The 24,053-nt window shown below is 71.2% G+C and carries 18 protein-coding genes and 2 pseudogenes; 5 read left to right on the forward strand and 15 right to left on the reverse strand.

All coding sequences use genetic code 11. The annotated features are described in order from the left end of the window. Window positions 1-131 precede the first annotated feature (131 nt). The 6 genes and pseudogenes from BN1555_RS40345 to bldG form a co-directional block, all read right to left on the reverse strand. Window positions 132-329 (reverse strand): hypothetical protein, encoded by a 198-nt coding sequence (locus BN1555_RS40345; RefSeq protein WP_093799806.1) that lies wholly within the window; start codon window positions 327-329, stop codon window positions 132-134. 185 nt (window positions 330-514) lie between these two features. Next, a complete protein-coding gene (locus BN1555_RS14720) occupies window positions 515-2,038 on the reverse strand; it encodes a DUF7059 domain-containing protein (RefSeq protein WP_093799807.1) in 1,524 nt (507 codons plus the stop codon). 106 nt (window positions 2,039-2,144) lie between these two features. Beyond that, entirely contained in the window at window positions 2,145-2,726 is a 582-nt protein-coding gene (locus BN1555_RS14725) for a small secreted protein (protein WP_093799808.1), read from the reverse strand. Between the two features lie 218 nt (window positions 2,727-2,944). Then, window positions 2,945-5,375, reverse strand: a pseudogene (locus tag BN1555_RS14730) (sodium-translocating pyrophosphatase). A gap of 263 nt (window positions 5,376-5,638) precedes the next feature. Continuing rightward, the gene (locus BN1555_RS14735; RefSeq protein ID WP_093799809.1) at window positions 5,639-6,127 is read right to left on the reverse strand and encodes an ATP-binding protein; all 489 of its coding nucleotides are present in this window, start codon (window positions 6,125-6,127) and stop codon (window positions 5,639-5,641) included. 92 nt (window positions 6,128-6,219) lie between these two features. Next, the gene (gene bldG, locus BN1555_RS14740) at window positions 6,220-6,573 is read right to left on the reverse strand and encodes an anti-sigma factor antagonist BldG (RefSeq protein ID WP_093799810.1); all 354 of its coding nucleotides are present in this window, start codon (window positions 6,571-6,573) and stop codon (window positions 6,220-6,222) included. Between the two features lie 81 nt (window positions 6,574-6,654). Between bldG and BN1555_RS14745 the strand changes: the two genes are divergently transcribed. Next, complete coding sequence (locus BN1555_RS14745) at window positions 6,655-9,216, forward strand: DEAD/DEAH box helicase (protein ID WP_093799811.1); 2,562 nt, start codon at window positions 6,655-6,657, stop codon at window positions 9,214-9,216. Window positions 9,217-9,232: 16 nt separating this feature from the next. Here BN1555_RS14745 and BN1555_RS40350 read toward each other — a convergent pair. From BN1555_RS40350 to ssd, 7 genes and pseudogenes are all read right to left on the reverse strand, one after another. Further along, a pseudogene (locus tag BN1555_RS40350) lies at window positions 9,233-9,577 on the reverse strand (Rv3654c family TadE-like protein); the annotation flags it as partial. Beyond that, window positions 9,574-9,945, reverse strand: coding sequence for a TadE family type IV pilus minor pilin (locus BN1555_RS14755; RefSeq protein ID WP_093799813.1), 372 nt, complete (start codon window positions 9,943-9,945; stop codon window positions 9,574-9,576). The gene BN1555_RS14755 and the pseudogene BN1555_RS40350, both read right to left, overlap by 4 nt. Next, the gene (locus BN1555_RS14760) at window positions 9,932-10,126 is read right to left on the reverse strand and encodes a DUF4244 domain-containing protein (RefSeq protein WP_255306414.1); all 195 of its coding nucleotides are present in this window, start codon (window positions 10,124-10,126) and stop codon (window positions 9,932-9,934) included. Before BN1555_RS14760 ends, BN1555_RS14755 begins: the two co-directional genes overlap by 14 nt. Before the next feature lie 32 nt (window positions 10,127-10,158). After that, a complete protein-coding gene (locus BN1555_RS14765; RefSeq protein ID WP_093799814.1) occupies window positions 10,159-10,947 on the reverse strand; it encodes a type II secretion system F family protein in 789 nt (262 codons plus the stop codon). Further along, the gene (locus tag BN1555_RS14770; RefSeq protein WP_093803409.1) at window positions 10,944-11,771 is read right to left on the reverse strand and encodes a type II secretion system F family protein; all 828 of its coding nucleotides are present in this window, start codon (window positions 11,769-11,771) and stop codon (window positions 10,944-10,946) included. The genes BN1555_RS14765 and BN1555_RS14770 overlap by 4 nt, the downstream gene beginning before the upstream one ends. A 41-nt stretch (window positions 11,772-11,812) precedes the next feature. Continuing rightward, window positions 11,813-12,961, reverse strand: coding sequence for a TadA family conjugal transfer-associated ATPase (locus BN1555_RS14775; RefSeq protein WP_093799815.1), 1,149 nt, complete (start codon window positions 12,959-12,961; stop codon window positions 11,813-11,815). Beyond that, window positions 12,958-14,079, reverse strand: a complete 1,122-nt coding sequence (gene ssd / locus BN1555_RS14780; protein WP_093799816.1) for a septum site-determining protein Ssd — start codon at window positions 14,077-14,079, stop codon at window positions 12,958-12,960. The genes BN1555_RS14775 and ssd overlap by 4 nt, the downstream gene beginning before the upstream one ends. Before the next feature lie 430 nt (window positions 14,080-14,509). On the opposite strand from ssd, the gene BN1555_RS14785 reads away from it, so the two are divergent. Continuing rightward, window positions 14,510-15,400 (forward strand): HAD family hydrolase, encoded by an 891-nt coding sequence (locus BN1555_RS14785; RefSeq protein ID WP_093799817.1) that lies wholly within the window; start codon window positions 14,510-14,512, stop codon window positions 15,398-15,400. A gap of 351 nt (window positions 15,401-15,751) precedes the next feature. Here the strand turns inward: BN1555_RS14785 and BN1555_RS14790 are convergent, their stop codons facing one another. Further along, entirely contained in the window at window positions 15,752-16,576 is an 825-nt protein-coding gene (locus tag BN1555_RS14790; protein WP_093799818.1) for a Fic family protein, read from the reverse strand. 96 nt (window positions 16,577-16,672) lie between these two features. On the opposite strand from BN1555_RS14790, the gene BN1555_RS14795 reads away from it, so the two are divergent. Continuing rightward, complete coding sequence (locus BN1555_RS14795) at window positions 16,673-17,674, forward strand: ATP-binding protein (protein WP_093803410.1); 1,002 nt, start codon at window positions 16,673-16,675, stop codon at window positions 17,672-17,674. On the opposite strand, the gene BN1555_RS14800 is transcribed toward BN1555_RS14795, so the two are convergent. Further along, complete coding sequence (locus BN1555_RS14800; RefSeq protein WP_093799819.1) at window positions 17,662-18,987, reverse strand: polysaccharide deacetylase family protein; 1,326 nt, start codon at window positions 18,985-18,987, stop codon at window positions 17,662-17,664. The two genes, BN1555_RS14795 and BN1555_RS14800, sit on opposite strands and share 13 nt — an antisense overlap. Window positions 18,988-19,266: 279 nt before the next feature. Between BN1555_RS14800 and BN1555_RS14805 the strand changes: the two genes are divergently transcribed. Both BN1555_RS14805 and acs read left to right on the forward strand, forming a co-directional pair. Next, window positions 19,267-21,783: a bifunctional SulP family inorganic anion transporter/carbonic anhydrase gene (locus BN1555_RS14805; RefSeq protein WP_093799820.1), complete on the forward strand. Its 2,517-nt coding sequence runs from the start codon at window positions 19,267-19,269 to the stop codon at window positions 21,781-21,783. A 198-nt stretch (window positions 21,784-21,981) separates the two neighbouring features. Continuing rightward, window positions 21,982-23,949: an acetate--CoA ligase gene (gene acs / locus BN1555_RS14810; RefSeq protein ID WP_093799821.1), complete on the forward strand. Its 1,968-nt coding sequence runs from the start codon at window positions 21,982-21,984 to the stop codon at window positions 23,947-23,949. Window positions 23,950-24,053: the final 104 nt, after the last annotated feature.

Consider the following 24,053-nt stretch of genomic DNA (forward strand, 5'->3'; position numbering starts at 1 on the left):
CCCCCGTGTCAAACGGCAAAAGCCCGCAACGGCCACTCGAACGGTAACCCGACTCCCGGCATTCCTGCCGCCCGGACCGCTCGACCACCCCTGCGGGACTCCGCCTGAGACGTCGCGTGGATCTCTTCCGATCAGATACGGCCGAAACACCACACTCCGAGAACGACGAAGGCCGTTCCGAACACAGTCGCCAGCGCGAAAGAGATCGCGGGGCTCACTCCGTACGCCACCGGCGCACGGTGCACGGTACGCGCTCCCGTCCACCACAGCAGCCCGGCCCCGAACAACGTGAACGCCGCTCCGGCGAAAACCGCCGGTCCGCTCTCCATCCCCGTACCCCTCACCCTCACCGTCCGTCGGCCTGGTTCCCCGGACGGTGAGGCTGGCACCCCCGGAACACCGGCCGCCGACCTGGAAACGAACTCCGGGTGAACGGATCACCGGCTGAACGGATCACCGGGCGGACCGGAAAAGCCGGGGCGCGCGGACGCCGGGGCCCTGCCGGACCCCGTCGTCACCGGACCCCGTCGTCCAGCGGCTCCAGGAATCCCTGCTCGACCAGCAGCCTGATCGACTCGGGCGTACGGTCGCGCAACAGCACCGGGTCCTCGCCGAGGAGCTGGGCGATGGCGTCGAGGATGCGGCCCGCGCCGAGCGCCCCGTCGGACACCCCGGCGAAGCCCGCGCCGACCGTGTCGACCTTCGTCGCGCGCCGCATGCCGCGGTTCTGGCGGAGTACCACGTACTCCGGGTCCTCCGCGCCCGGCAGCCCGATCTGCTCCTGCACGATCTCGTCGGCGAGCTTGAAGTGGCCGGCGAGCAGCGCCGCGTCGTCGTGCGTCCGCAGGTAGTCCTGGCGTTCGAAATGGGCTCGCACGACAGGACCGAGAGGCTGTTCGACGGGATGCGGCCACTCCTCGATGGTGATCGAGGGGTTCTCGGCGCCGGATTTGCGCAGCGTGATCCACCCGAAGCCGACGGCCTTGGTCTTGCGGGCCTCGAACTCGTCGAGCCAGGCGTCGTACCGCGCGGCGTACTCCGCGGGGTCGGTGCGGTGATCGCCGCTGTCGCGCAGCCACAGTTCGGCGTACTGCGTGACATCCTGCACCTCGCGCTGCACGATCCACGCGTCGCACCCGGCCGGCACCCAGGAGCGCAGCCGCTCCTGCCACTCCTCACCGTCCACGTGCTGCCAGTTGGCGAGGAACTGCGCGTACCCCCCGTCGTTCAGCCGCTCCCCCGCTCCCTGGACGAGCGTGCGGCACAGATCGTCCCCGCCCATCCCGCCGTCGCGGTACGTCAGCCGCGCGCCCGGCGAGATGACGAAGGGCGGGTTGGACACGATCAGGTCGTACGTGTCCTCGCCCACCGGGTCGTAGAGCGAGCCCTGGCGCAGGTCGGCCTCGGGCGCCCCGGAGAGCCCGAGCGTGAGCCGTGTGAAGTGCAGGGCACGCGGGTTGAGGTCGGTGGCGGTGACCCGGACGGCGTGCTGCGCGGCGTGCAGCGCCTGGATGCCGGATCCGGTGCCGAGGTCGAGCGCGCTGGTGACCGGCGTGCGGACGGTGATGCCGGCGAGCGTGGTGGACGCGCCGCCGACCCCCAGGACCACCCCCTCGTCGCGGGTGCCCGCGCCGCCGGCGCCGCCGACCGCGCGGCCGAGGTCGGAGACGATGAACCAGTCCTGGCCCTCCTCCCCGCCGTAGGGCCGTACGTCCACAGTGGCCCGTACGCCGCCGCCCCCGTCCGCCACCCCTTCCCGCACCAGCCAGCCGTCGGCCAGGCACTGCTCCAGGGGCAGCACGGCCCCGGCGCGGGCGGCCGGCACCGGCTGCTGGAGCAGGAAGAGCCGCACGAGCGTTTCGAGCGGGCCGGCGCCGCGCGTGGCCCGCAGCGCGGGCACCGTCTCGCTGCGGGCGAGCGCGGCGTACGCGGGCGCGCCGAGCAGCTCCAGCAGCCCGTCGGCGGTGAAGTCGGCGGCGAGGAGCGCTTCGCGGAGGCGGGCGGAGCTTTCGGGCGCGGGGAGGCTGGTCGTACTCACTGGGCCATTGTCACCGCTCGCACTGACAAAAGCCGCGCGGCCCGGTCCCCTTCCGGGGGGCCGGGCCGCGCGGAAGGGCGTGCGCGCCGCGATCACGGCTTCGCGGTCACGGCTTCGCGGCCGGCGAGACGGAGTTCGTCGCGCCCGGCTTCTGGCAGCCGGGCTGCTTGGCCATCGCCGTGCCCACCTCGCCGGACTGGAGCTTCTGGAGCGCCTGGTCACCGCTTCTGCTGATCTTGCTCAGCTCTTCCGCGATTCCCTTGAGGCCGTCCGCGAACTCCGCCTGGTCCTTGGTGTTCAGCCCGTCGACCTGCTTCTTCAGACCGGCGTACGCCGCGGAGGACTCATTGAGCTCCTTGACCGCCGCCTTCTGGGTCGCCTCACCGTCGCCGACGGGCGGGGCGCCCGCCTTCCCCACGGCGGCGCCCATCGCCTTGTAGGCGTCCGAGATCTGCTGGAAGGCCGCGGAGTCCGTCTTCTGGACGTCGGCCGGCTTGCTGTTGTCGGCGGTCTGCTTCTGGATGGAGGCGTTGGCGTCCGAGATCTTCTTCAGCTGGGGCTGCACCTGGTCGCAGACCGACTTCGCCCAGTCGTTGACCTTGTTGTCGCTGTCGTCGTCGCTGCAACCGGACAGTGCCATTACCAGTACCGCACCGCCGGACAGCGCGGCCGCACACTTCTTGTTCACCGGATTGGTCCCTTCCAAGGCTCTCGGCCCCGGAACATACACGCCAAGTGGGCGACGACCGCATGCCGTACGTCCGTTCCATAACCTATTGAAGCCATTTGCACCAAGGGAGAGACAGCTCACGGAACTGCCCGCGCAGCAGCGGCGACGGGCGGACGCCGCGTCAGGAAACAGCGCCTGCCCGCCTGCTGAGCAGGTGTGACGAGTACGACGAAGTCCTACGGCGTGGCCTTGGGCGCCGCTGCCGGGCCCGCCGGTCTCGGCACCCGTCCGGATCCGCCCCCGGGACCGTCCTCGTCGCCCACGGCGACGGGCCGCCGCCTGGAGACGTACACCGCGCCGACGATGACGGCGACGGCGAGCGTCGCCACCACTGCCCGCACCCCGGCACTGGCGTCGTCGCCGTAACCGAACCGCACCACCGCCGGGGCGATGAGCAGCGCCACCAGGTTCATCACCTTCAGCAGCGGGTTGATCGCGGGTCCCGCCGTGTCCTTGAACGGGTCGCCGACCGTGTCGCCGATGACGGTCGCGGCGTGGGCCTCGCTGCCCTTGCCGCCGTGGTGGCCGTCCTCGACGAGCTTCTTGGCGTTGTCCCACGCGCCACCGGAGTTGGTGAGGAAGACGGCCATCAGCGTGCCGGTGCCGATGGCGCCCGCGAGGAACGAGCCGAGCGCGCCGACGCCGAGCGAGAAGCCGACCGCGATCGGCGTCAGCACGGCGAGCAGACCGGGCGTGGTCAGCTCGCGCAGCGCGTCCTTGGTGCAGATGTCGACCACCCGGCCGTACTCCGGCTTCTCCGTGTAGTCCATGATCCCGGGATGCTCGCGGAACTGCCGCCGCACCTCGAGGACCACCGCGCCGGCCGACCTGGACACCGCGTTGATCGCCAGCCCCGAGAAGAGGAAGACGACCGCGGCGCCGAGCATCGGGCCGACCAGGTGGTCGGGCTGCGAGATGTCCATCCGGAGGCCCAGCCCATCGGCCTTCGCGCCGACCTCCTGGCGCGCCGTCTCGATGGCGTCCCTGTACGAACCGAAGAGCGCCGCCGCCGCGAGGACGGCGGTGGCGATGGCAATGCCCTTGGTGATGGCCTTGGTGGTGTTGCCGACGGCGTCCAGGTCGGTGAGGACCTGCGCGCCCGCGCCCGTGACGTCGCCGGACATCTCGGCGATGCCCTGGGCGTTGTCGGAGACGGGGCCGAAGGTGTCCATGGCGACGATGATGCCGACGGTGGTGAGCAGACCGGTGCCGGCCAGGGCCACCGCGAAGAGGCGAGGACGATCGACGTACCGCCGAGCAGGAACGCGCCGTACACGCCGAGGCCGATGAGCAGCGCGGTGTAGACGGCGGACTCCAGGCCGATGGAGATACCGGCGAGGACGACGGTGGCGGGGCCCGTCAGCGAGGACTTGCCGATGTCCCTGACGGGGCGCCGGTTCGTCTCGGTGAAGTACCCCGTCAGCTGCTGGATCAGGGCGGCCAGGACGATGCCGATGGTGACGGCTGCGAACGCCAGCACCCGCGGGTCGCCCCCGTGCCCCTTGACCGCGGCGTCGGTGACGCCGTCCGGGCCGGCGTACGAGGACGGCAGGTGGACGAGGACGGCCACCGCCACCAGGACGAGGGAGATCACCGCGGAGATGAAGAAGCCGCGGTTGATGGCGGTCGTTCCGCTGCGGTCGGCGCGCCGCGGGGCGACCGCGAAGATGCCGATCACCGCGGTGACCACGCCGATCGCCGGAACGATCAGTGGAAAGGCCAGTCCCGCGTCGCCGAAGGCGGCCCTGCCGAGGATGAGCGCCGCGACGAGCGTCACGGCGTACGACTCGAAGAGGTCGGCCGCCATGCCCGCGCAGTCGCCGACGTTGTCGCCCACGTTGTCGGCGATGGTCGCGGCATTGCGCGGATCATCCTCCGGGATGCCCTGTTCGACCTTGCCGACGAGGTCGGCGCCGACGTCGGCGGCCTTGGTGAAGATGCCGCCGCCGACCCGCATGAACATCGCGATGAGCGCGGCGCCGAGCCCGAAGCCCTCCAGCACCTTGGGCGCGTCGGCCGCGTAGACGAGGACGACGCAGGAGGCACCGAGCAGGCCGAGGCCCACGGTGAACATGCCGACCACACCGCCCGTACGGAAAGCGATCTTCATTGCTTTGTGTGCGACGGTCGTCAGATCTTTTCCGGCAGATCTTTTTCCGGTTCACCCTCGGCCGGGGTCGCTTCACGCGCGGCGGCCGCCACGCGCACATTGCTTCGTACGGCCAGCCGCATCCCGATGTAACCGGTCGCCGCCGAGAAAAGAGCGCCGACCAGGAAAAGCACGGAACGCCCCGCACGCTGCGACCAGTTGTCGGCCGGAAGCAGGAAGAGCAGGAAGAAAACCACGACGGCGAAAACACCGAGTGTGCGCAACTGCCGAGCGAGATAGGCATTCGCGCCTTCCTGCACCGCCGCCGCGATCTCCTTCATCCTGTCGGTGCCTTCGCCGGCCGCCAGGACCTGACGTACCAGCAGCTGAGCGACGACCAGGGCCGCCAGCGCCACTGCGGCGACGACGATCACGACGATCCGGTTCTCGTCGGTGAGTACCGCGGCCGCGAGAGTAGAGGGGTGGTCCAGCTGTTCTGAGGTGAAGAGCCCCGTCATTCGTCCTCCTTGACGCTCAGAGCTCAAGACGTGGACGGATTGCAGGGAGTGGAACCCGATCAAAACAGAGTGCCGCGAACGCAATTGACCTTCGCCGGCCACTCAGTAAATGATCGCGTTCCCGTAAACTCGCCAAAATCGGTAACGGGACAAACGCATTGATGATCAGGGAACGATCTCCCGCAAAGATCCAAGGAAATAAGAAAGGCCCTGCTCAGCAGGGCCTCACGGAAAAGACCGGCCCCCTGGGGCCGGAACGGGGATCAGGGGAGCACGGTCGCCAGTGCCGTCGGCCAGCTCATGCGGATGACACCGCCGGACTCACCGGTGACGACCTCGACATCGTCGACGAGTCCGCTGATGACCGCCAGCCCCATTTCGTCCTCGTCGTCGGAATCGGCGTCGGAGCCCGCGCCGGATCCCGCGGACGGGGACCCGGACACGGAGTCGGGCCCCGCGGTGCCACGCACCCCGGGAACCGATCCGGCCGTACCGCCCGAACCGGGGACCTCGTCCCCGACCTCGATGGAGAAAGCCTTCTCCTCCTCGGTCAGGGCGACCCGGACCGGGGCGGAGATGCCGTGGCTGCGGTGGAGTCCCACCGCACGGCTACACGCCTCGCCGACCGCGAGTCGGACTTCGTCCAGCACCGCCTCGTCCACCCCGGCCCTGCGCGCCACGGCGGCCGCCACCAGACGTGCCGTCCTGACGTGCTCGGGCTGGGCGCTGAAGCGGAGTTCAACGGTGGCCATGTGCGGTCCCCCTCGGACGTTCGGGCGTGCTTCTCAGGGGCCCGGGCCGACAGCCCGGAGCCCCTGCTCTTCCTTCCGGTTCCCGGAAGCCGTCAGTCGGTGGCCGCGACGGCTTCGTCGACCGAGGTGTGAATGGGGAACACCTTGGTCAGTCCGGTGATCCGGAAGATCTTGAGAATGCGCTCCTGGTTGCAGACCAGTCGCAGCGAGCCCTCATGGGCCCGGACGCGCTTGAGTCCGCCCACGAGCACGCCGAGTCCGGTGGAGTCGAGGAAATCCACGCCCTCCATGTCGACGACCAGGTGATAACTGCCGTCGTTCACCAACTCGACCAACTGCTCGCGCAGCTTGGGCGCGGTATACACATCAATCTCGCCACCGACCTCGACGACCGTACGGTCGCCACCAGGTCCGGACACATTGCGAGTCGACAGGGACAGGTCCACGGATCCTCCAGCACCTTGCTATCGAGCGGCCGCCCCCCTGAGGTCTCCCCGGCGGAGCCAGAGGACGGAACGCCAGCCGCAATGGCATTCAATCACTTACCAGCATGCATGCACGACGCCTTGGGAGCATTGTCCGTCACGCCAGTGACACACTCGGTGCCGATGGCCAAGAATCACCGTCCCAGTCGACCTCCGGAGAACGCGGGTGCGCGCCCCTCTCCCGGTACGGTCCTCGACCGGCTCACCGCAGGGGAGAGCCGGTCCTCGCGCATCACTCATACGGAGCACTTGCCCCCACGTGCGGGTTCCCATGCAGTCTGGCCCGACCGCATCCGTGCGGAAGTGATCGCGGCCATCCAGTCCGCCGGGATCGAGCATCCGTGGACCCACCAGGCGCAGGCCGCGGAACACGCCCTTGACGGCGATTCCGTCGTCATCGCCACCGGTACCGCGTCCGGCAAGTCGCTCGCCTATCTCGCCCCCGTCCTCAGCACCCTCCTCGACGGCTCCGAGGCGCCGAACGGGCGTGGCACGACGGCCCTCTACCTCGCCCCCACCAAAGCCCTCGCGGCCGACCAGCGCCGTGCGGTGAAGGCGCTGGCCGCGCCGCTGGGCAACGCCGTCAGGCCGGCGGTCTACGACGGCGACACGCCGGTCGAAGAGCGCGAATGGGTGCGTCAGTACGCCAACTACGTCCTGACCAACCCGGACATGCTGCACCGCGGAATCCTTCCTTCCCACCCCCGCTGGGCCTCCTTCCTGCGCGCCCTGCGCTACGTCGTCGTCGACGAGTGCCACACCTACCGCGGCGTCTTCGGCTCGCACGTCGCCCAGGTCCTCCGGCGCCTGCGCCGCCTGTGCGCCCGTTACGGCGCGAACCCCGTCTTTTTGCTCGCCTCCGCCACCTCCGCACAGCCCACCGTGGCCGCGGCCCGCCTCATCGGCCTCCCCGTCCAGGAGGTCGCCGACGACGCCTCCCCGCGCGGCGAACTGGTGTTCGCGCTCTGGGAGCCGCCGCTCACCGAACTGCACGGTGAGAAGGGCGCGCCCGTACGCCGTACCGCCACCGCCGAGACCGCCGACCTCCTCACCGGTCTGACCGTGCAGGGCGTCCGCTCGGTCGCTTTCGTACGCTCCCGGCGCGGCGCCGAGCTGATCGCCCTCATCGCCCAGGAACGCCTGGCCGCCGTCGACCGTTCGCTCCCGCCCCGGGTCGCCGCCTACCGCGGCGGCTACCTCCCCGAGGAACGCCGCGCCCTGGAACGCGCCCTGCACTCCGGCGAACTCCTCGGCCTCGCCGCGACCACCGCGCTCGAACTCGGCGTCGACGTGTCGGGCCTGGGCGCCGTAGTCATCGCCGGCTACCCCGGCACCCGCGCCTCCCTCTGGCAGCAGGCGGGGCGGGCCGGGCGGTCGGGCGAGGGCGCCCTGGCGATCCTCGTGGCCCGGGACGACCCGCTGGACACGTACCTGGTCCATCACCCCGATGCGCTCTTCCGGCAGCCGGTGGAGTCCACGGTCCTCGATCCCTCCAATCCGTATGTCCTCGCCCCCCATCTGTGCGCCGCCGCCGCCGAGCTCCCGCTCACCGATGCCGACATGGAGCTCTTCGGTCCCGCTGCCCCCGGGCTGATGCCGCAACTGGAGGCCGCCGGCCTGCTCCGCCGCCGGGGCAAGTCCTGGTACTGGACCCGCCGGGAACGGGCCGCCGACCTCACCGACATCCGGGGCGAGGGCGGCCGGCCCGTGCAGATCGTCGAGGCGGACACCGGCCGGCTGCTCGGCACGGTCGACGCGTCCGCCGCCCACACCTCCGTCCACGACGGCGCCGTCCACCTCCACCAGGGCCGTACGTACCTGGTGAAGCGCCTGGACCTGGACGACCCGTACGGCGCCGTCGCCCTGGTCGAGGAGGCGAATCCGCCGTACTCCACCACCGCCCGCGACACCACCGCCATCTCCGTCCTGGAAACCGACATCGAGGTTCCCTGGGGCGAAGGCCGCCTCTGCTTCGGATCCGTCGAAGTCACCAACCAGGTCGTCTCCTTCCTCCGTCGCAAACTCGTCACCGGCGAAGTGCTCGGTGAGACCAAGCTCGACCTCCCTGCCCGCACGCTCCGGACCCGCGCCGTGTGGTGGACGGTGACCGAGGACCAGCTCGACGCCGCCCGCGTCAATCCGGAGCAGCTGGGCGGCGCCCTGCACGCCGCCGAGCACGCCTCCATCGGGATGCTCCCGCTCTTCGCCACCTGCGACCGGTGGGACATCGGCGGCGTCTCGGTCCCGCTCCACCCGGACACCCTGCTGCCGACCGTCTTCGTGTACGACGGCCATCCGGGCGGCGCGGGCTTCGCCGAGCGGGCTTTCCACACGGCCCGCCAGTGGCTGACCGCCACTCGTGAGGCCATCGCCTCCTGCGAGTGCGAGGCGGGATGTCCCTCCTGCATCCAGTCGCCCAAGTGCGGCAACGGCAACGACCCCCTCGACAAACGGGCTGCCGTCCGCCTCCTGACCGTCCTTCTCAGGGAAGCCCCGGACGACCCGGCCGTGTCGGACGCTCCGGATGCCCCGCGGCCTCCTGCTCCCCCGGCACCCCCTGCTCCCCCGGAGGCTCCTGCTGCCGCTGAGCGGCCCGGGGAGTGAGCCCGGAGGCCACGGGTCCGGCGGGTCCGGCCCGGGCCCTCACCGTCACGTTGTACGGCCCGGCGCCGGCCTCTGCCGTGACGTCGGAGACCTCGCCGTACACGGAGCAGCTGATCAGACGCGTCCGCTGAGCCGCCGCCACCTCGGCCGCCTCATCACAGGCGGCGGCCTGGCCCCGCATCCAGTGCGCCGCCGCCGCGAGGGCCGCCAGGTCCGCCGCGCCACCGGCCCGGTGCCGGGCCAAGGCCGCCTGCCCCATGGCCAGCGCTCCCGCGAACACCACCCCGAGCACGGCCACCGCCACAACAGCCCACACCGTGGCCGACCCCCGGTCGCTCTCTCCTCCTCCCCTCCCCCTCATGCCACCACCCCCACGCTCTCTTCCGCCTGCGCGACCGCCTCGGCCCGCAGCGTCAGTGACAGCACGCCGGGCCCCGGTGCGGGTGCCTCGACGGCCACCCGCACCAGATCGCCCTCCCTACCGAGGGTGACGCGCGCCCCGCGCGGCGCCGCCTGCCGGGCCGCCGCCACCGAGGCGTCCTCCGGCTCCTGGCGCGCGGCGGCCCTGGCACCCGCCCTCGCCGCGTCCACGCACTGGATCTGCGCGGAAGTCGCCATCAGTGCCCAGACCAGCGCCATGGTGAAGAGCACCAGGGCAGGCACCACCACGGCAGCCTCCGCCGTGACATAGCCCCGGTCACCGCGTCCCCCGGCCTCAGAACGGCACATGGAGAGCCCTCCCCACGACCGCTTCCAGGGCCGACGACACCATGCCGCTCGTGACGACCTTGTAGAGCACCGCCGCGAAGGCGCATGCCGCGATCGTCCCCATCGCGTACTCGGACGTCGTCATTCCCGCGTCCCCGCCGCCGGCCGCCCTGCGCACCAGCGCCGACGCCTGTGCCCGCATCCGCTTCCACACCCGCATCTCGACCCCCAAGGTCAGTTGCCGTTCATCAGTCCGCTCGCCAGTCCGATCACCACGGGCACCACTCCGACCACCAGGAAGGCGGGCAGGAAGCACAGCCCGACCGGCCCGACCATCAGCACGCCCGCCCGCTGGGCCCGGGCCGCCGCCTCCCGCGCCCGCTCCGTCCTGAGCCCCTCGGCCAGCCGGGACACGGGATCGGCCGCCGGAGCCCCGGTGGCACCCGCCCGTTCCAGACAGCGGGCCAGCCCCGCGGCGCCAGGTATCGCGCCCAGCCGAGCCCAGGCGTCCGCGGGTTCACCCCCGAGCCGCAGTTCGGCGGCCGCCCGCGCCAGCCGCTCACCCACCGGTCCGCCGAGCGAGTCCCCGACCGCCTCCGCCGCCTCGCGCGGCCCGGCGCCCGCAGAAACGCAGGCCGCCAGGAGGTCGGCGGCGAGCGGAAGCTGGCGCGTGTCGACGGGGCCCTCCTCGCGCGGCTTGCGCCTGCGTTGCCATCGCACGGCCCCGTACGCCGCGACCGCCCCGACCGCGCACCCGCTCACGCCGCCGACCAGCACATAGCCGGTGACCACGGCCCCCAGAGGCGGCCCCCAGCGCAGTGCCCGCTCCCCGTACCCGGGCCGCCACCGCCACCACTCGAAGCCCGTCCCGGTCACCCCTGCCGCCTCCACGGCCAGCAGCGCCGCCAGCCGCCTGCGCAGCAACCACTCCCGCCGTCGTCCGGCCAGCGCGAGCACCAGCCACACCGCGGTGGCCGCGGCCGACACCACCACCCCCAGCCTGTGGACAACATCCCCGCTCAACACGAGCCCTCCCCCTGTCGTACGATCCGCCGGGCCCAGAAGAGACCCGCGCCCTCCAACAGCCCGCCGACCAGCAGGCACCCCATTCCGGCCGGGGTGTGCAGCAGCACCCGCAGCGGTCCGGCCCCCAGTGCGCTGCCGATGAGCAGCCCCGCCACCGGAAGCAGCGCCAGGAGCGCCACCGTCGCCCAGGCACCCGTCAGCTGCGCCCGGAGGTTCTCCCGCTGGTCCCGCTCGGCCCGCAGCGCGCCCTCCAGCCGGTCGAGCCCGGCCGCGAGACCGGCTCCGCCGTCCACCGCCACCCGCCAGCACGCGGCGACCCCGGCAAGCCCCTCCGCCCCCGGCTCCCGGGCCGCTCTCCTCAGCGCGTCCGGTACGTCCCCGCCGAACCGCGCCGCCGCCATCACGTCGGCCTCCGCCCCGCCCAGGCCGTCGGTGCCCGCCGCGGCAGCGAACAGCGCCTGCCCCGGCTGCCTGCCCGCCCGCAGCTCGCCCGCCACCGCCCCGCACAGCGCGATGACCGCCTCCGCCCTCCTCTCCCGCTCCCGGCGCCGCTCCCCGGCCCGCAGCCGGCGTCCCACCAACGGCACCGCCACCGCTCCCGCGGCCAACGGCAGTACCGACTCGCCCAGTACAGCCACGAGCACCGCCACCGGCACGCACAGCCACTCCCGCCGCAGCCGCCCCCGCACCGGCGCCGTCAGCCGCTCCCACAGCGCGCTCGCGCCCTCCGGATCCACCGCTCCGCCCGCGAGCATCAACCGCGCCCGCCGCAGGTCCCGGTCGCGCCCGGCCAGCAGCCAGGCAGCCGCTCCCGCGCACATCACCGCCGCATACACCGGTGCCGCTCCCGCTCCGGCCCCCGTCACAGCGCACCCCCGGTCAGCTCACGCAGCCGGGGCCAGCCGCGCTCGTACGAGAAGGCCTGCGCACCCCACCGCAGCGCCGGCACGGTCACCACGAGCCCCGCCGCGTCCCGCTCCAGCACATGGACCTCGGCGACCCGCCGCAGCCCGCCCCGGCCGCGTACGAGATGGACCACCACCGACAGGGCCGCCGCCAGCTGGCTGTGCAGCGCCGCCCGGTCGAGCCCCGCAGCCGCGCCGAGCGCCTCGAGCCGCGCCGGGACGTCCGTGGCCGCGTTGGCGTGGACGGTCCCGCATCCGCCCTCGTGTCCGGTGTTGAGGGCGGCCAGGAGTTCGGTGACCTCGGCGCCACGCACCTCGCCGACCACCAGCCGGTCGGGCCGCATCCGCAATGCCTGCCGCACGAGGTCCTGCAGCGTGACCTGTCCGGCGCCCTCCTGGTTCGCGGGCCGCGATTCCAGGCGCACCACATGCGGATGATCGGGCCTCAGCTCCGCCGAATCCTCGGCCAGCACGATCCGCTCCCGCTTCCCGACCAGGCCGAGGAGGGTCGACAGGAGCGTGGTCTTCCCCGTGCCCGTGCCTCCGCTGATCAGGAACGAGAGCCGGGCCTCGACGAGCGCCCGCAGCACCCGGTCGCCGCCGGGCGGCACCGTCCCCGCTTCGACCAGCTCCGCCGGCGAGAACGCCTTGGGCCGCACCACCCGCAGCGACAGGCACGTGGATCCGACCGCCACCGGTGGCAGGACCGCGTGCATCCGCGTCCCGTCGGGCAGCCTGGCGTCCACCCACGGCCTCGCGTCGTCGAGCCGACGCCCCGCCACCGCCGCGAGCCGCTGCGCGAGCCTGCGCACCGCCGCCGCGTCGGCGAAGGAGACGCCGGTGAGCTCGAGCCCGCCTCCCCGGTCCACCCACACCCGGTCGGGCGCGGACACCAGTACGTCCGTCACCGAGGGATCGGCGAGCAACGGCTCCAGGGGCCCCGTCCCCACCAGCTCGCACCGCAGCTCCTCGGCCGCTCCCAGCACCTCCGCGTCACCCAGCAGCCGCCCCTGGGCCCGCAGCGCGGCCGCCACCCGGGCCGGCGTCGGTTCGGCGCCGCTCTCCGCGAGCCGCTGCCTCACGGCGTCCAGCATTCCCGCGCTCATGAGACACCGCCCCCGGCGAGCGCCTGCTCCCAGAACGCCGTGCAGAAGCGGGCCAGTGGTCCGCGCGCGCTGCCGCCCGGCGGCGTCCCGCACGCCTGCGCCTCCAGCAGTCCCGGCTCCACCGGCAGCTCACCGGCCAGCGGAAGCCCCAGCAGCCTCGCCACCGACTCCTCGTCCAGACCCGCGGCGTACGGCCCGCGCACCACCGCACGCAGGTCCCTCAGCACCATGCCGGCCGTCGACGCCACCCGGCTCGCCGCCGCGACGGCCCGCAGCTCCGCCGGCACCACCAGCAGTCCGAGATCCAGCTGGGCCAGGGCCTCCGCCACGGCCTCGTCGATCCGGCGCGGCAGGTCCACGACCACCACCCCGCCACGCCGTCGCGCGGCGGCCAGCACCGCGCGCATCGCTTCCGGCGGGATCACCACACGGTCGCCCCGGTCCCAGCTCAGCACGCGCAGCGCATGCAGTTCCGGCAGCGATTCCTCGAGCGCGCCGCTGCCGACCCGTCCCCTGGATTCGGCGAAATCCGGCCACCGCATGCCTTCCGCGGCCTCCCCGCCGAGCAGTACGTCGAGTCCGCCGCCCAGTGGGTCACCGTCGATGAGCATCGTGCGCCGGCCCGTCCGGGCGGCGGCCACCGCCAGCGCGCACGCCAGGGTCGAAGCCCCTGCCCCGCCCCGTCCGCCGAGCACTCCCACGGTCAGGGCCTGACGCCCCACGCCCTCCGCCACATCGGCGATGCGCTCGACGAGCCAGTTCTCGGCGTCGGGCAGCCGCAGCACATGGTCGGCGCCGATCTCCACCGCCCGCCGCCACACTCCCGGGTCGTCCTGGTCCTTGCCCACGAGCAGCACGCCGCGTCTGCGCGCACCGCCGCGCCCGAGCACCGCCCGGCGCACCCGGTCGGCGGCGTCGTCGCCCACCAGGATCAGCGGCGCGCTCTCCCAGGTGCCTCTGCGTTCGGGCACCGCGTGGTGGACTTCCGGTTCAACGCCGGCGGCGGCACACAGCCGCAGCAGATCGTCGAGCAGGTCGGCGTCCTCGGTGACGATCAGCGGTCCGCCCTGCCGCACTCCGGCGGCCGGCGGTCGGTCGGGTGTGATGGATCCGGCCACGATCTCCGCCCCCTCTCACTGCGATTCCTTCGGTCCGCGAACTTCGTGGACGGAATCACCGTGCGGGGATCTGGAAAATCGTGTGGATCTTGCTAAAAAATTGGGGACAACCCGTCGGTTGTGAATATCCCGCTCACCTATACCAGTGACTTCCGGAGAGCGGCGGAACCGCTACGCACCGTCACGAGTCTCATCAGCAGGAGGTCGACGCCGAGGCGGCCCTGAGGGGGAGAAATGATCGGATCCGGAGGGCGAAAATGCGTCCGGACATGCGACGACCCCCGTCGGGGGGGAGAACGGGGGTCGTCTCCACGGCCGACTCGGGGGGGGAGGAGTCGGACCGGGGTAGCACGGTCGCGAACGATCCGTGACTTCCATGGTGTACCCGAGAGCCTTCTCAGGCAAACCCACACGCCACAGCGTACGCCGAATGGCGGGCGCCTATGCTCGCCTCGTGGAAAACCACTCCTTGCCCCGAACAGCCGCCTTCTTCGATCTCGACAAGACCGTCATTGCGAAGTCGAGCACGCTGACCTTCAGCAAGTCCTTCTATCAAGGCGGACTGATCAGCCGTGGGGCCGCTCTCCGCGCCGCCTATACCCAGTTCGTCTTCCTCGCCGGCGGCGCGGACCACGACCAGATGGAGCGCATGCGCGACTACCTCTCCGCACTCTGCAAGGGCTGGAACGTCCAGCAGGTCAAGGAGATAGTCGCCGAGACCCTGCACGACCTGATCGATCCGATCATCTACGACGAGGCGGCCTCTCTCATCGAGGAGCACCACACCGCCGGCCGCGACGTCGTGATCGTCTCCACCTCCGGCGCAGAGGTGGTGGAGCCGATCGGTGAGCTCCTGGGGGCCGACCGGGTCGTGGCGACCCGGATGGTCGTCGGTGACGACGGCTGCTTCACGGGCGAGGTGGAGTACTACGCGTACGGCCCCACCAAGGCCGAGGCGGTCAAGGAGCTCGCCGCGTCCGAGGGGTACGACCTGGCACGCTGTTTCGCGTACAGCGATTCGGCGACCGACATCCCGATGCTCGAGTCCGTCGGCCACCCCTTCGCGGTCAACCCGGACCGGGCGCTGCGCCGTGAGGCACTCGCCCGCGGATGGCCGGTTCTCGTCTTCAACCGGCCCGTCCGCCTCAAGCAGCGGCTGCCCGCCTTCTCCATGCCGCCCCGTCCCGCGCTCGTCGCCGCGGCCGCGGTGGGAGCGGCCGCCGCCACCGCGGGCCTGGTCTGGTACGTCAGCCGCAGACCCGGCCGACGGGCACGCCCTCCGCGAGCCGGCCAACCATACGAAAACTTTGCCCGGATTTAAACCAAAAAGTAAAGAAGCGCCTCCAGGGGTTCCGCTTCACCGGCCCGAGGAGTACAAAGGACTCAACGGCCCGCGAGACCAAGGACATCCGAGAGGATGACCTCTGATGCACGAAGGCCCCACGGACCGAGCATGAAAGCCGAGCACCCACGCGACGTCGACCCGTCGATTACGGGTCAGCCGCACCAGGCGGCGGGCAAAGCTCCCGGCCTGATGGGCGAAATTCGAGGACGCATGGTAACCCGGCGGACGTGCCAGCGGCGGTACCGCTCAGCGGTACCGCCGCAACCCTTTGCCCGCTCGCTCCCCTGCCCGTCCGCCCGCGCGGGCGCGCGGGTCCGGTGGGCGAGTTCAGGCAGCTCCGCGCTGGAGCGCCTCGCACACGGCCGTCGACTCCCTGGCGCCCAGCTCCACCGCGCGTCCGCAGTGCGCGATCCACGCCGCCACGCCCTCCGGCGTCCCCGACACGTAGCCGTCCAGCGCCGCCACGTACGCCGCTCGCCCCAGCTCCCCGTGTCCGACCTCCGCCGGGCAGACCGACTTGGGGTCGAGACCGCTGCCGATCAGGACGATCCGCTCGGCGGTACGCGCCACCAGGCCGTTGTGCGAGCCGAACGGGCGCAGAGCCAGCAGCTCGCCGTGCACCACGGCCGCCGTCACCAGCGCCGGCGCGGAACCGCCCGCGATGACGAGTTCCGAAAGCCCTTCGAGCCGGCCCGCCACCTCGTCGGCGCCCGGCAGCGGAAGTTCGACCAGGGGCTCGTCCACCGGCTCGCCCGCGAACCGCGGCCGACCCACCAACTCGTCCGACACGCCCGCACCGCCCGCCGCCACCAGATGCAGCCGGGCCAGCACCCGCAGCGGCGACTGCCGCCAGATGGACAGCAGCTGTCCGGCCTCCGCGGTCAGCCGCAGCGCCGCGCCGACCGTCCGCGACTCCCCGTCGATGCTGAAGTCGGTACGCCGCCGCACCTCCTCCAGCGCCCAGTCCGCACCCGAGAGCGCAGCCGAGCCGCGCGCCCCGCGCAGCGCCGCCTCCGCGGTGATCTCGTTACTGCGGCGCCGCATGACCCGGTGCCCGTATACCCGGTCGACGGCCTTGCGTACGGAGTCCACGGCCTCGGGCACACCGGGCAGCGCGCCGAGCGCCGCGAGGGGATCAGCGTTCGTACTCATAAGTAAGGACCCTACGCATTCCCAGCCCCCGCCCCACCTTGGAGTGGTCTTCTTCACTCGGGGTGCGCACAAGGCGCAATCATGAGATTACCCTTGGTGAACATGAAGATCGCTTTCGTAGGGAAGGGCGGCAGCGGCAAGACGACGCTGTCCTCGCTCTTCATCCGCCACCTCACCGCCAACGAGGCCCCGGTCATCGCCGTGGACGCCGACATCAACCAGCACCTGGGCGCCGCGCTCGGTCTCGACGAGACGGAAGCCGCCGCGTTGCCCGCGATGGGCGCGCACCTCCCCCTCATCAAGGAGTACCTGCGCGGCACCAACCCCCGTATCGCCTCCGCCGAGACGATGATCAAGACAACGCCGCCGGGCGAGGGCTCCCGCCTCCTCCGGGTGAGCGAGGACAATCCCGTCTACGACGCGTGTGCCCGTACCGTGCGGCTCGACGACGGCGAGATCCGGCTCATGGCCACCGGCCCCTTCACCGAGTCCGATCTGGGTGTCGCCTGCTACCACTCCAAGGTCGGCGCGGTCGAGCTGTGCCTCAACCACCTCGTCGACGGTTCGGACGAGTACGTCGTCGTCGACATGACGGCCGGCTCCGACTCCTTCGCCTCCGGCCTGTTCACCCGCTTCGACATGACCTTCCTGGTGGCCGAACCGACCCGCAAGGGGGTCTCCGTCTACCGCCAGTACAAGGAGTACGCCCGGGACTACGGCGTGTCCCTCAAGGTCGTCGGCAACAAGGTGCAGGGGCAGGACGACATCGACTTCCTGCGGGAGCAGGTGGGCGACGACCTCCTGGTGACCGTCCGCGCGTCCGACTGGGTCCGCACGATGGAGAAGGGCCGCCCTTCACGCTTCGAGCTGCTGGAAGCGGACAACCGCCTCGCCCTCCAGACCCTGCAGAACGCCGCGGAGGACTCGTACGCGCACCGCGACTGGGATCGCTACACGCGCCAGATGGTGCACTTTCACCTGAAGAACGCGGAGAGCTGGGGCAACGCGAAGACGGGCGCCGACCTGGCCGCCCAGGTCGACCCCGCCTTCGTACTCGATGAGCGTCTCGCGGAGGTCGGTGCCGCTCAGCCGGCGTGACCGGGAAGGTCGTCCCGGCGCTCGGGCGAGCGGCTGTCCGGGTGGGCGGCGCCCGGCCGGACACTGCTCGGGGTGGCCGCCGGCTGGGCGGCCAGGAATGACGCCCAGCCCCCCTTCGGGGCCTCGCCGACCCCCAGGGTGCGCATCTTCGCCAGCACCTTCGGGTCCTGCGCGTCCAGCCAGTCGACGACCTGCCGGAAGGAGACGCAGCGCACGTCCCGCTGTACGCAAACCGTCTTGATCGTCTCCTCGATGGCGCGCATGTACGTGCCGCCGTTCCAGGACTCGAAGTGGTTGCCGATGATCAGCGGGGCGCGGTTTCCGTTGTACGAGCGGTCGAAGGCCTTCAGCAGGCCGTCACGCATCTGGTTGCCCCAGAACTCGTGCTGGGACGGGTCACCCTTGACCGTTCCCGACTGGTTGACCATGAAGTTGTAGTCCATCGAGAGCGTCTCGAAGGCCCGTCCCGGCACCGGGACCAACTGGAGCGGAATGTCCCACAGGCCCTGGGTCTTCTTCGGCCACACCTGCTTGCCGACACCGCTCGAGTCGTAGCGGAAGCCCAGCTCCTTTCCGGCCCGCATCATGTTCTTCTGCCCTTCCAGGCAGGGCGTGCGGGCGCCGATGAGCTCCTTGTCGTAGTCGAAGGGCAGCGGCTTCGCCTCCTGCAGGCCCGAGTTGGTCTTCCAGCGCTTCACGAACGCCTTGGCCTGCGCGATCTCGCTCTTCCACTCCCCCGCGGACCAGGTTCCGACGCCGCCGTCCTTGCCGCAGAAGTGGCCGTTGAAGTGCGTGCCGATCTCGTTGCCGTCCAGCCACGCGCCGCGCAGCTGGTCCACGGTGTCGCTGATTCCCGCGATGTCGTTGAAGCCGATGTCGGAACGGCCCTGCGAGTGCTGAGGAGGGTCGTAGAGGTGCCGCTTCTCCTCCGGCAGCAGGTACACGCCGCTGAGGAAGTACGTCATCGTCGCGTCGTACTTCTTGCCGACCTCACGGAAGCGGGAGAAGAGCCGCTGGCTGTCCTCCCCCGCCCCGTCCCAGGAGAACACCACGAACTGCGGCGGCTTCTGGCCCGGCTTCAGCCGCTGGGGCCTGGGCAGGTGCGGCTGCTTGCCCGTGTACGCCGTGGAGCCGTCGCCGATCAGGCGCACCGCGTTCTCGGGCGCCGCGGCGGGGGTCCCCTCCTTCTCCCCGTGGGCGCCCCCCTCGGCCTGGGGGGGTTCCGGCCCGACGGGTCCGGAACAGGCGGCGAGCACACTCACCATGGTCATTGCGGCGACGCCGAAGGCGATCCTCTTCGCGGCGGCCATCATCCGCCCACCCTCTTCCCTCAGGTTTCCTGCGCTGAAGTGCCGACATTGCGCCGCAAACTTCGCACGTTCCGAAGGGGAAGAAAGTACGACAAGCCGCTTAAATTTTTTATGCGCTGAAATGGGTGAACTTCTAGACCATTTGCACCTAATCACCCCCTTGATTCTTTACTCTGCATTACCATTCGTTTACTGAGAGTTGAAAATCCCGCCGCTGCACGCCGTGACCCACGGCCGCGTCCCACATTCCGCGACCGCGCTGCCCCGGAGGAGACGGGAACCATGTCCGCTTGCGCCCCCACCCGCACCGACCACTCTTCGCGCACCACGCGCGCATCCCGATTCCGACGCCTCCACAGCCCCCCGCCGGGCGACGGCGGCAACCGCCCCCGCCGATTCCGTATCGCGGGAGCCGACTTGTCAGCCTCGATCTCCGTCTTCCTGATCGCACTGCCGCTCTCCCTGGGAATCGCCCTGGCCACCGGCGCCCCGCTCCAGGCCGGCCTCGTCGCCGCCGCCGTCGGCGGCATCGTCGCCGGTCGACTGGGCGGAGCTCCGCTCCAGGTCAGTGGGCCGGCCGCGGGACTCACGGTGGTCACGGCCGAGCTGATCCTGCAGTACGGCTGGCGCACCACCTGTGCCATCACCGTCCTCGCCGGCTTCGCCCAACTGGCGCTGTCAGCAGTGCGCGTGGCCCGTTCCGCCCTAGCCGTCAGCCCGGCGATCGTGCACGGCATGCTGGCCGGCATCGGCGCCACCATCGCCCTGTCCCAACTTCACATCGTCCTCGGCGGCACACCGCAGAGCTCCGCCGTCGACAACGCGCGCGGCCTGCCGGCCCAGTTGGCCGACCTCCACGGGCCGGCCATTCTGGTGAGCGCCCTCACCGTCGCCGTGCTTCTCTTCTGGCCGCACATTCCTGGACGCGCAGGACAGATCGCCCGGACGGTACCGGCCGCCCTCGTCGCGGTGGCTGCCGCCGCCGTGCTCGCGGTACTGACCGGGATGAAGGTGCCGCGCGTCGACCTGCCGTCCTGGAGCAGCCATGCGCTGCCGGGGCTTCCGGAAGGGCCGGTGCTCGGGATCGCCGCGGCCGTGCTCACGGTCACGCTGGTCACGAGCGTGCAGTCACTGCTTTCGGCCGTAGCCGTCGACAAGCTGGTGTCCGCGCGCAAGGAGCCGCGCACCGGCGGAATGCGCGCGGACCTGGATCGCGAACTGACCGGGCAGGGAGCCGCGAACATCGTGTCCGGAGCACTCGGCGGGCTGCCGGTCGCCGGTGTCGCCGTACGGAGCGTCGCCAATGTGTCGGCGGGCGCGGTCAGCCGGCACTCCACCATGCTGCACGGCCTGTGGATCGTCCTGGCCGCGCTCTTCCTCGTCCCGGTCATCGACCTGATCCCGCTGCCCGCGCTCGCCGCGCTGGTGATGGTCATCGGTTTCCAGATGGTGAACGTCACGCACATCCGCAGCGCCTCCCGCCACCGGGAGGTAGTGGTGTACGTGGTGACGGTCACCGGGGTCGTTCTCCTCGGTGTGCTGGAAGGTGTGGTGATGGGGATCGCGGTCGCGGTCGCGGTTGCGCTGCACCGGCTGGCCAAGACTCACGTCACCGCGGAGGCGACGGCGGACGGCACCCACCACATCAGGGTGCGGGGTCAGTTGACCTTCCTGGCGGTGCCCCGGCTGAGCCGTGCGCTGAGCCAGGTACCCCAGGGGGACGACGCGGTCGTCGAGTTGGAGGGGTCCTTCATGGACCACGCTGCGTACGAAACACTCCAGCACTGGCGGGACGCGCATGTCGCGCAAGGGGGCCGGGTCGAAATCACCGGGCGTTCGGGCCACCGGTTCACCGAGCCGGACTCCGGCACCGGCTCCGCCGGCCTTCCCGGCTCTGCCGACTCCACGCACTCCGTCCGCTCCGCCCGCTCCACCCACTCCACTCGCTTCACTCGCTCCGCCCACACCTGCTGCCGGCCGTGGACCCCCTGGCGCAACCACCACTGCGACGACCACGCCGCCGTGCCGTCCCTCACGCCGGGCCTGGCGAGCGCCGGCGCCGGCGCCGGCCAACTGGCCACCGGGCTCAGCGCCTTCCAGCGGAACACGGCGCCGCTGGTGCGCGAGGAGCTGGCCCGGCTTGCCCGCGAGGGACAGACGCCGTCGCAACTCTTCATCACCTGCGCGGACTCCCGACTGGTCACCAGCATGATCACGTCCAGTGGCCCCGGTGACCTCTTCACCGTACGGAATGTGGGCAACCTCGTTCCGCCACCCGGTACGGAGAGCACGGACGACTCGGTCGCGGCGGCCATCGAATACGCCGTGGACGTACTGAAGGTCCAGTCCATCACCGTCTGCGGGCACTCCGGCTGCGGCGCGATGCAGGCCCTGCTCACCGCACCTCAGGACGGAGCCGAGACGCCGTTGCGGCGCTGGCTGCGGCACGGCACACCCAGCCTGGAGCGGATGAGGAGCAGGCGCCACTCCTGGGCGAGGATCTCGGGACGGATGCCGGCCGATGCGATCGAGCAGCTCTGCCTGACCAATGTGGTCCAGCAGTTGGAGCATCTGCGCACGCACGAGGCGGTGCGCCGCCGGCTCGCCGAGGGCACGCTCGAACTGCACGGCATGTACTTCCATGTCGGCGAGGCCCAGGCGTATCTGCTGAAGGACGGCGTCCGGGCCGACGGAACCGGGGAAGTCTTCGACCGGGTCGGCCCTTCGGATACGGAAGGCGGGACGGGAAACGAGACGGAAGGCGAGGCGGAAGGCGCACTCCAGGAATCGCGCGCCTGAACCGATCCGCCTCCGCGTCCGTGAGACCGTATGGCCCCTCCCCGCGCCGCCCTGCGAAGAGGGGCCGCACGCCGCCGCAAACACCGGCCGAATGCGACCCGCCCCAGCTCACAGGTCTAAACCAATTCCCGGAAGGCTCTTGTCACCCGGGCACGAGACTGATGAGCTAGGGCACGGGACACATCGGACGCCCTGGGAATGGGAGATGTCGTGAGCAACGAAAGCCTGGCCAACCTCTTGAAGGAGGAGCGCCGTTTCGCGCCGCCCGCCGAGCTGGCAGCGAACGCCAACGTCACGGCGGAGGCGTACGAACAGGCCAAGGCGGACAGGCTGGGCTTCTGGGCCGAGCAGGCCCGGCGGCTCACCTGGGCCACCGAGCCGACCGAGACACTCGACTGGTCGAACCCGCCCTTCGCGAAGTGGTTCGCCGACGGGAGGCTCAACGTCGCGTACAACTGCGTGGACCGCCACGTCGAGGCCGGCCACGGCGACCGCGTCGCCATCCACTTCGAGGGCGAGCCCGGCGACAGCCGCGCCATCACCTACGCCGAGCTCAAGGACGAGGTCTCACGCGCCGCCAACGCCCTCACCGAGCTGGGTGTCGCCAAGGGCGACCGGGTCGCCGTCTACCTGCCGATGATTCCCGAGGCTGCCGTGGCGATGCTGGCCTGTGCCCGCATCGGCGCCGCGCACTCGGTCGTCTTCGGCGGTTTCTCGGCCGACGCCATCGCCTCCCGCATCCAGGACGCGGACGCCAAGGTCGTCATCACCTCGGACGGCGGCCACCGGCGGGGCAAGCCCTCCGCCCTCAAGCCCGCCATCGACGAGGCCGTCGCCAAGTGCCCGCAGGTGGAGCACGTCCTGGTCGTACGCCGCACGGGCCAGGACACCGCGTGGGACGACAGCAAGGACGTCTGGTGGGACGAGATCGTCGCCCGCCAGTCCGCCGAGCACACCCCCGAGGCCTTCGACGCGGAGCACCCGCTCTTCATCCTCTACACGTCCGGTACCACGGGTAAGCCCAAGGGCATCCTGCACACCTCCGGCGGTTACCTCACCCAGGCGGCCTACACCCACCACGCCGTCTTCGACCTCAAGCCGGAGACCGACGTCTACTGGTGCACGGCCGACATCGGCTGGGTGACCGGGCACTCGTACATCGTGTACGGCCCGCTGGCCAACGGCGCGACGCAGGTCATGTACGAGGGCACGCCCGACACTCCGCACCAGGGGCGCTTCTGGGAGATCGTGCAGAAGTACGGCGTCACGATCCTCTACACCGCGCCGACCGCGATCCGCACGTTCATGAAGTGGGGGGACGACATCCCCGCCAAGTTCGACCTGTCCTCGTTGCGGATCCTCGGCTCGGTCGGTGAGCCGATCAACCCCGAGGCCTGGATGTGGTACCGCAAGCACATCGGCGCCGACACGTGTCCGATCGTGGACACCTGGTGGCAGACCGAGACCGGCGCGATGATGATCTCGCCGCTGCCCGGCGTCACCGCGACCAAGCCCGGATCCGCCCAGCGCGCGCTGCCCGGCATCAGCGCGACCGTCGTCGACGACGAGGCGAACGAGGTGCCCGACGGGGGCGGCGGCTACCTGGTCCTGACCGAGCCGTGGCCGTCCATGCTCCGTACGATCTGGGGCGACGACCAGCGCTTCATCGACACCTACTGGTCCCGCTTCCCCGGCAAGTACTTCGCGGGCGACGGCGCCAAGAAGGACGACGACGGTGACATCTGGCTGCTCGGCCGGGTCGACGACGTGATGCTGGTCTCCGGCCACAACATCTCGACCACCGAGGTCGAGTCGGCACTCGTCTCGCACCCGTCCGTCGCCGAGGCGGCGGTCGTCGGCGCGAACGACGAGACGACCGGCCAGGCCATCGTCGCCTTCGTGATCCTGCGCGGTACGGCGTCCGAGACGGAGACCCTCGTCGCCGAGCTCCGCAACCACGTCGGCGCCACCCTCGGCCCGATCGCCAAGCCCAAGCGGATCCTCCCGGTGGCCGAGCTGCCCAAGACCCGCTCCGGCAAGATCATGCGGCGACTGCTGCGCGACGTCGCCGAGAACCGGCAGCTGGGCGATGTCAGCACGCTCACCGACTCCTCGGTGATGGACCTGATCCAGACCAAGCTGCCGAACGCCTCCAGCGAGGACTGAGAGCGGGCGCCGACGCCCCGGGGGCCACGCCGTTCGTCGGTCCCGTCGGCTCATCGGTCCATCGGTCCATCGGGCACGACCGTGTTAGTACGACCCCAGAGCGG

Origin of the sequence: Streptomyces sp. Wb2n-11, assembly GCF_001049855.1 — a bacterium.
Lineage (GTDB): Bacteria > Actinomycetota > Actinomycetes > Streptomycetales > Streptomycetaceae > Streptomyces > Streptomyces altiplanensis.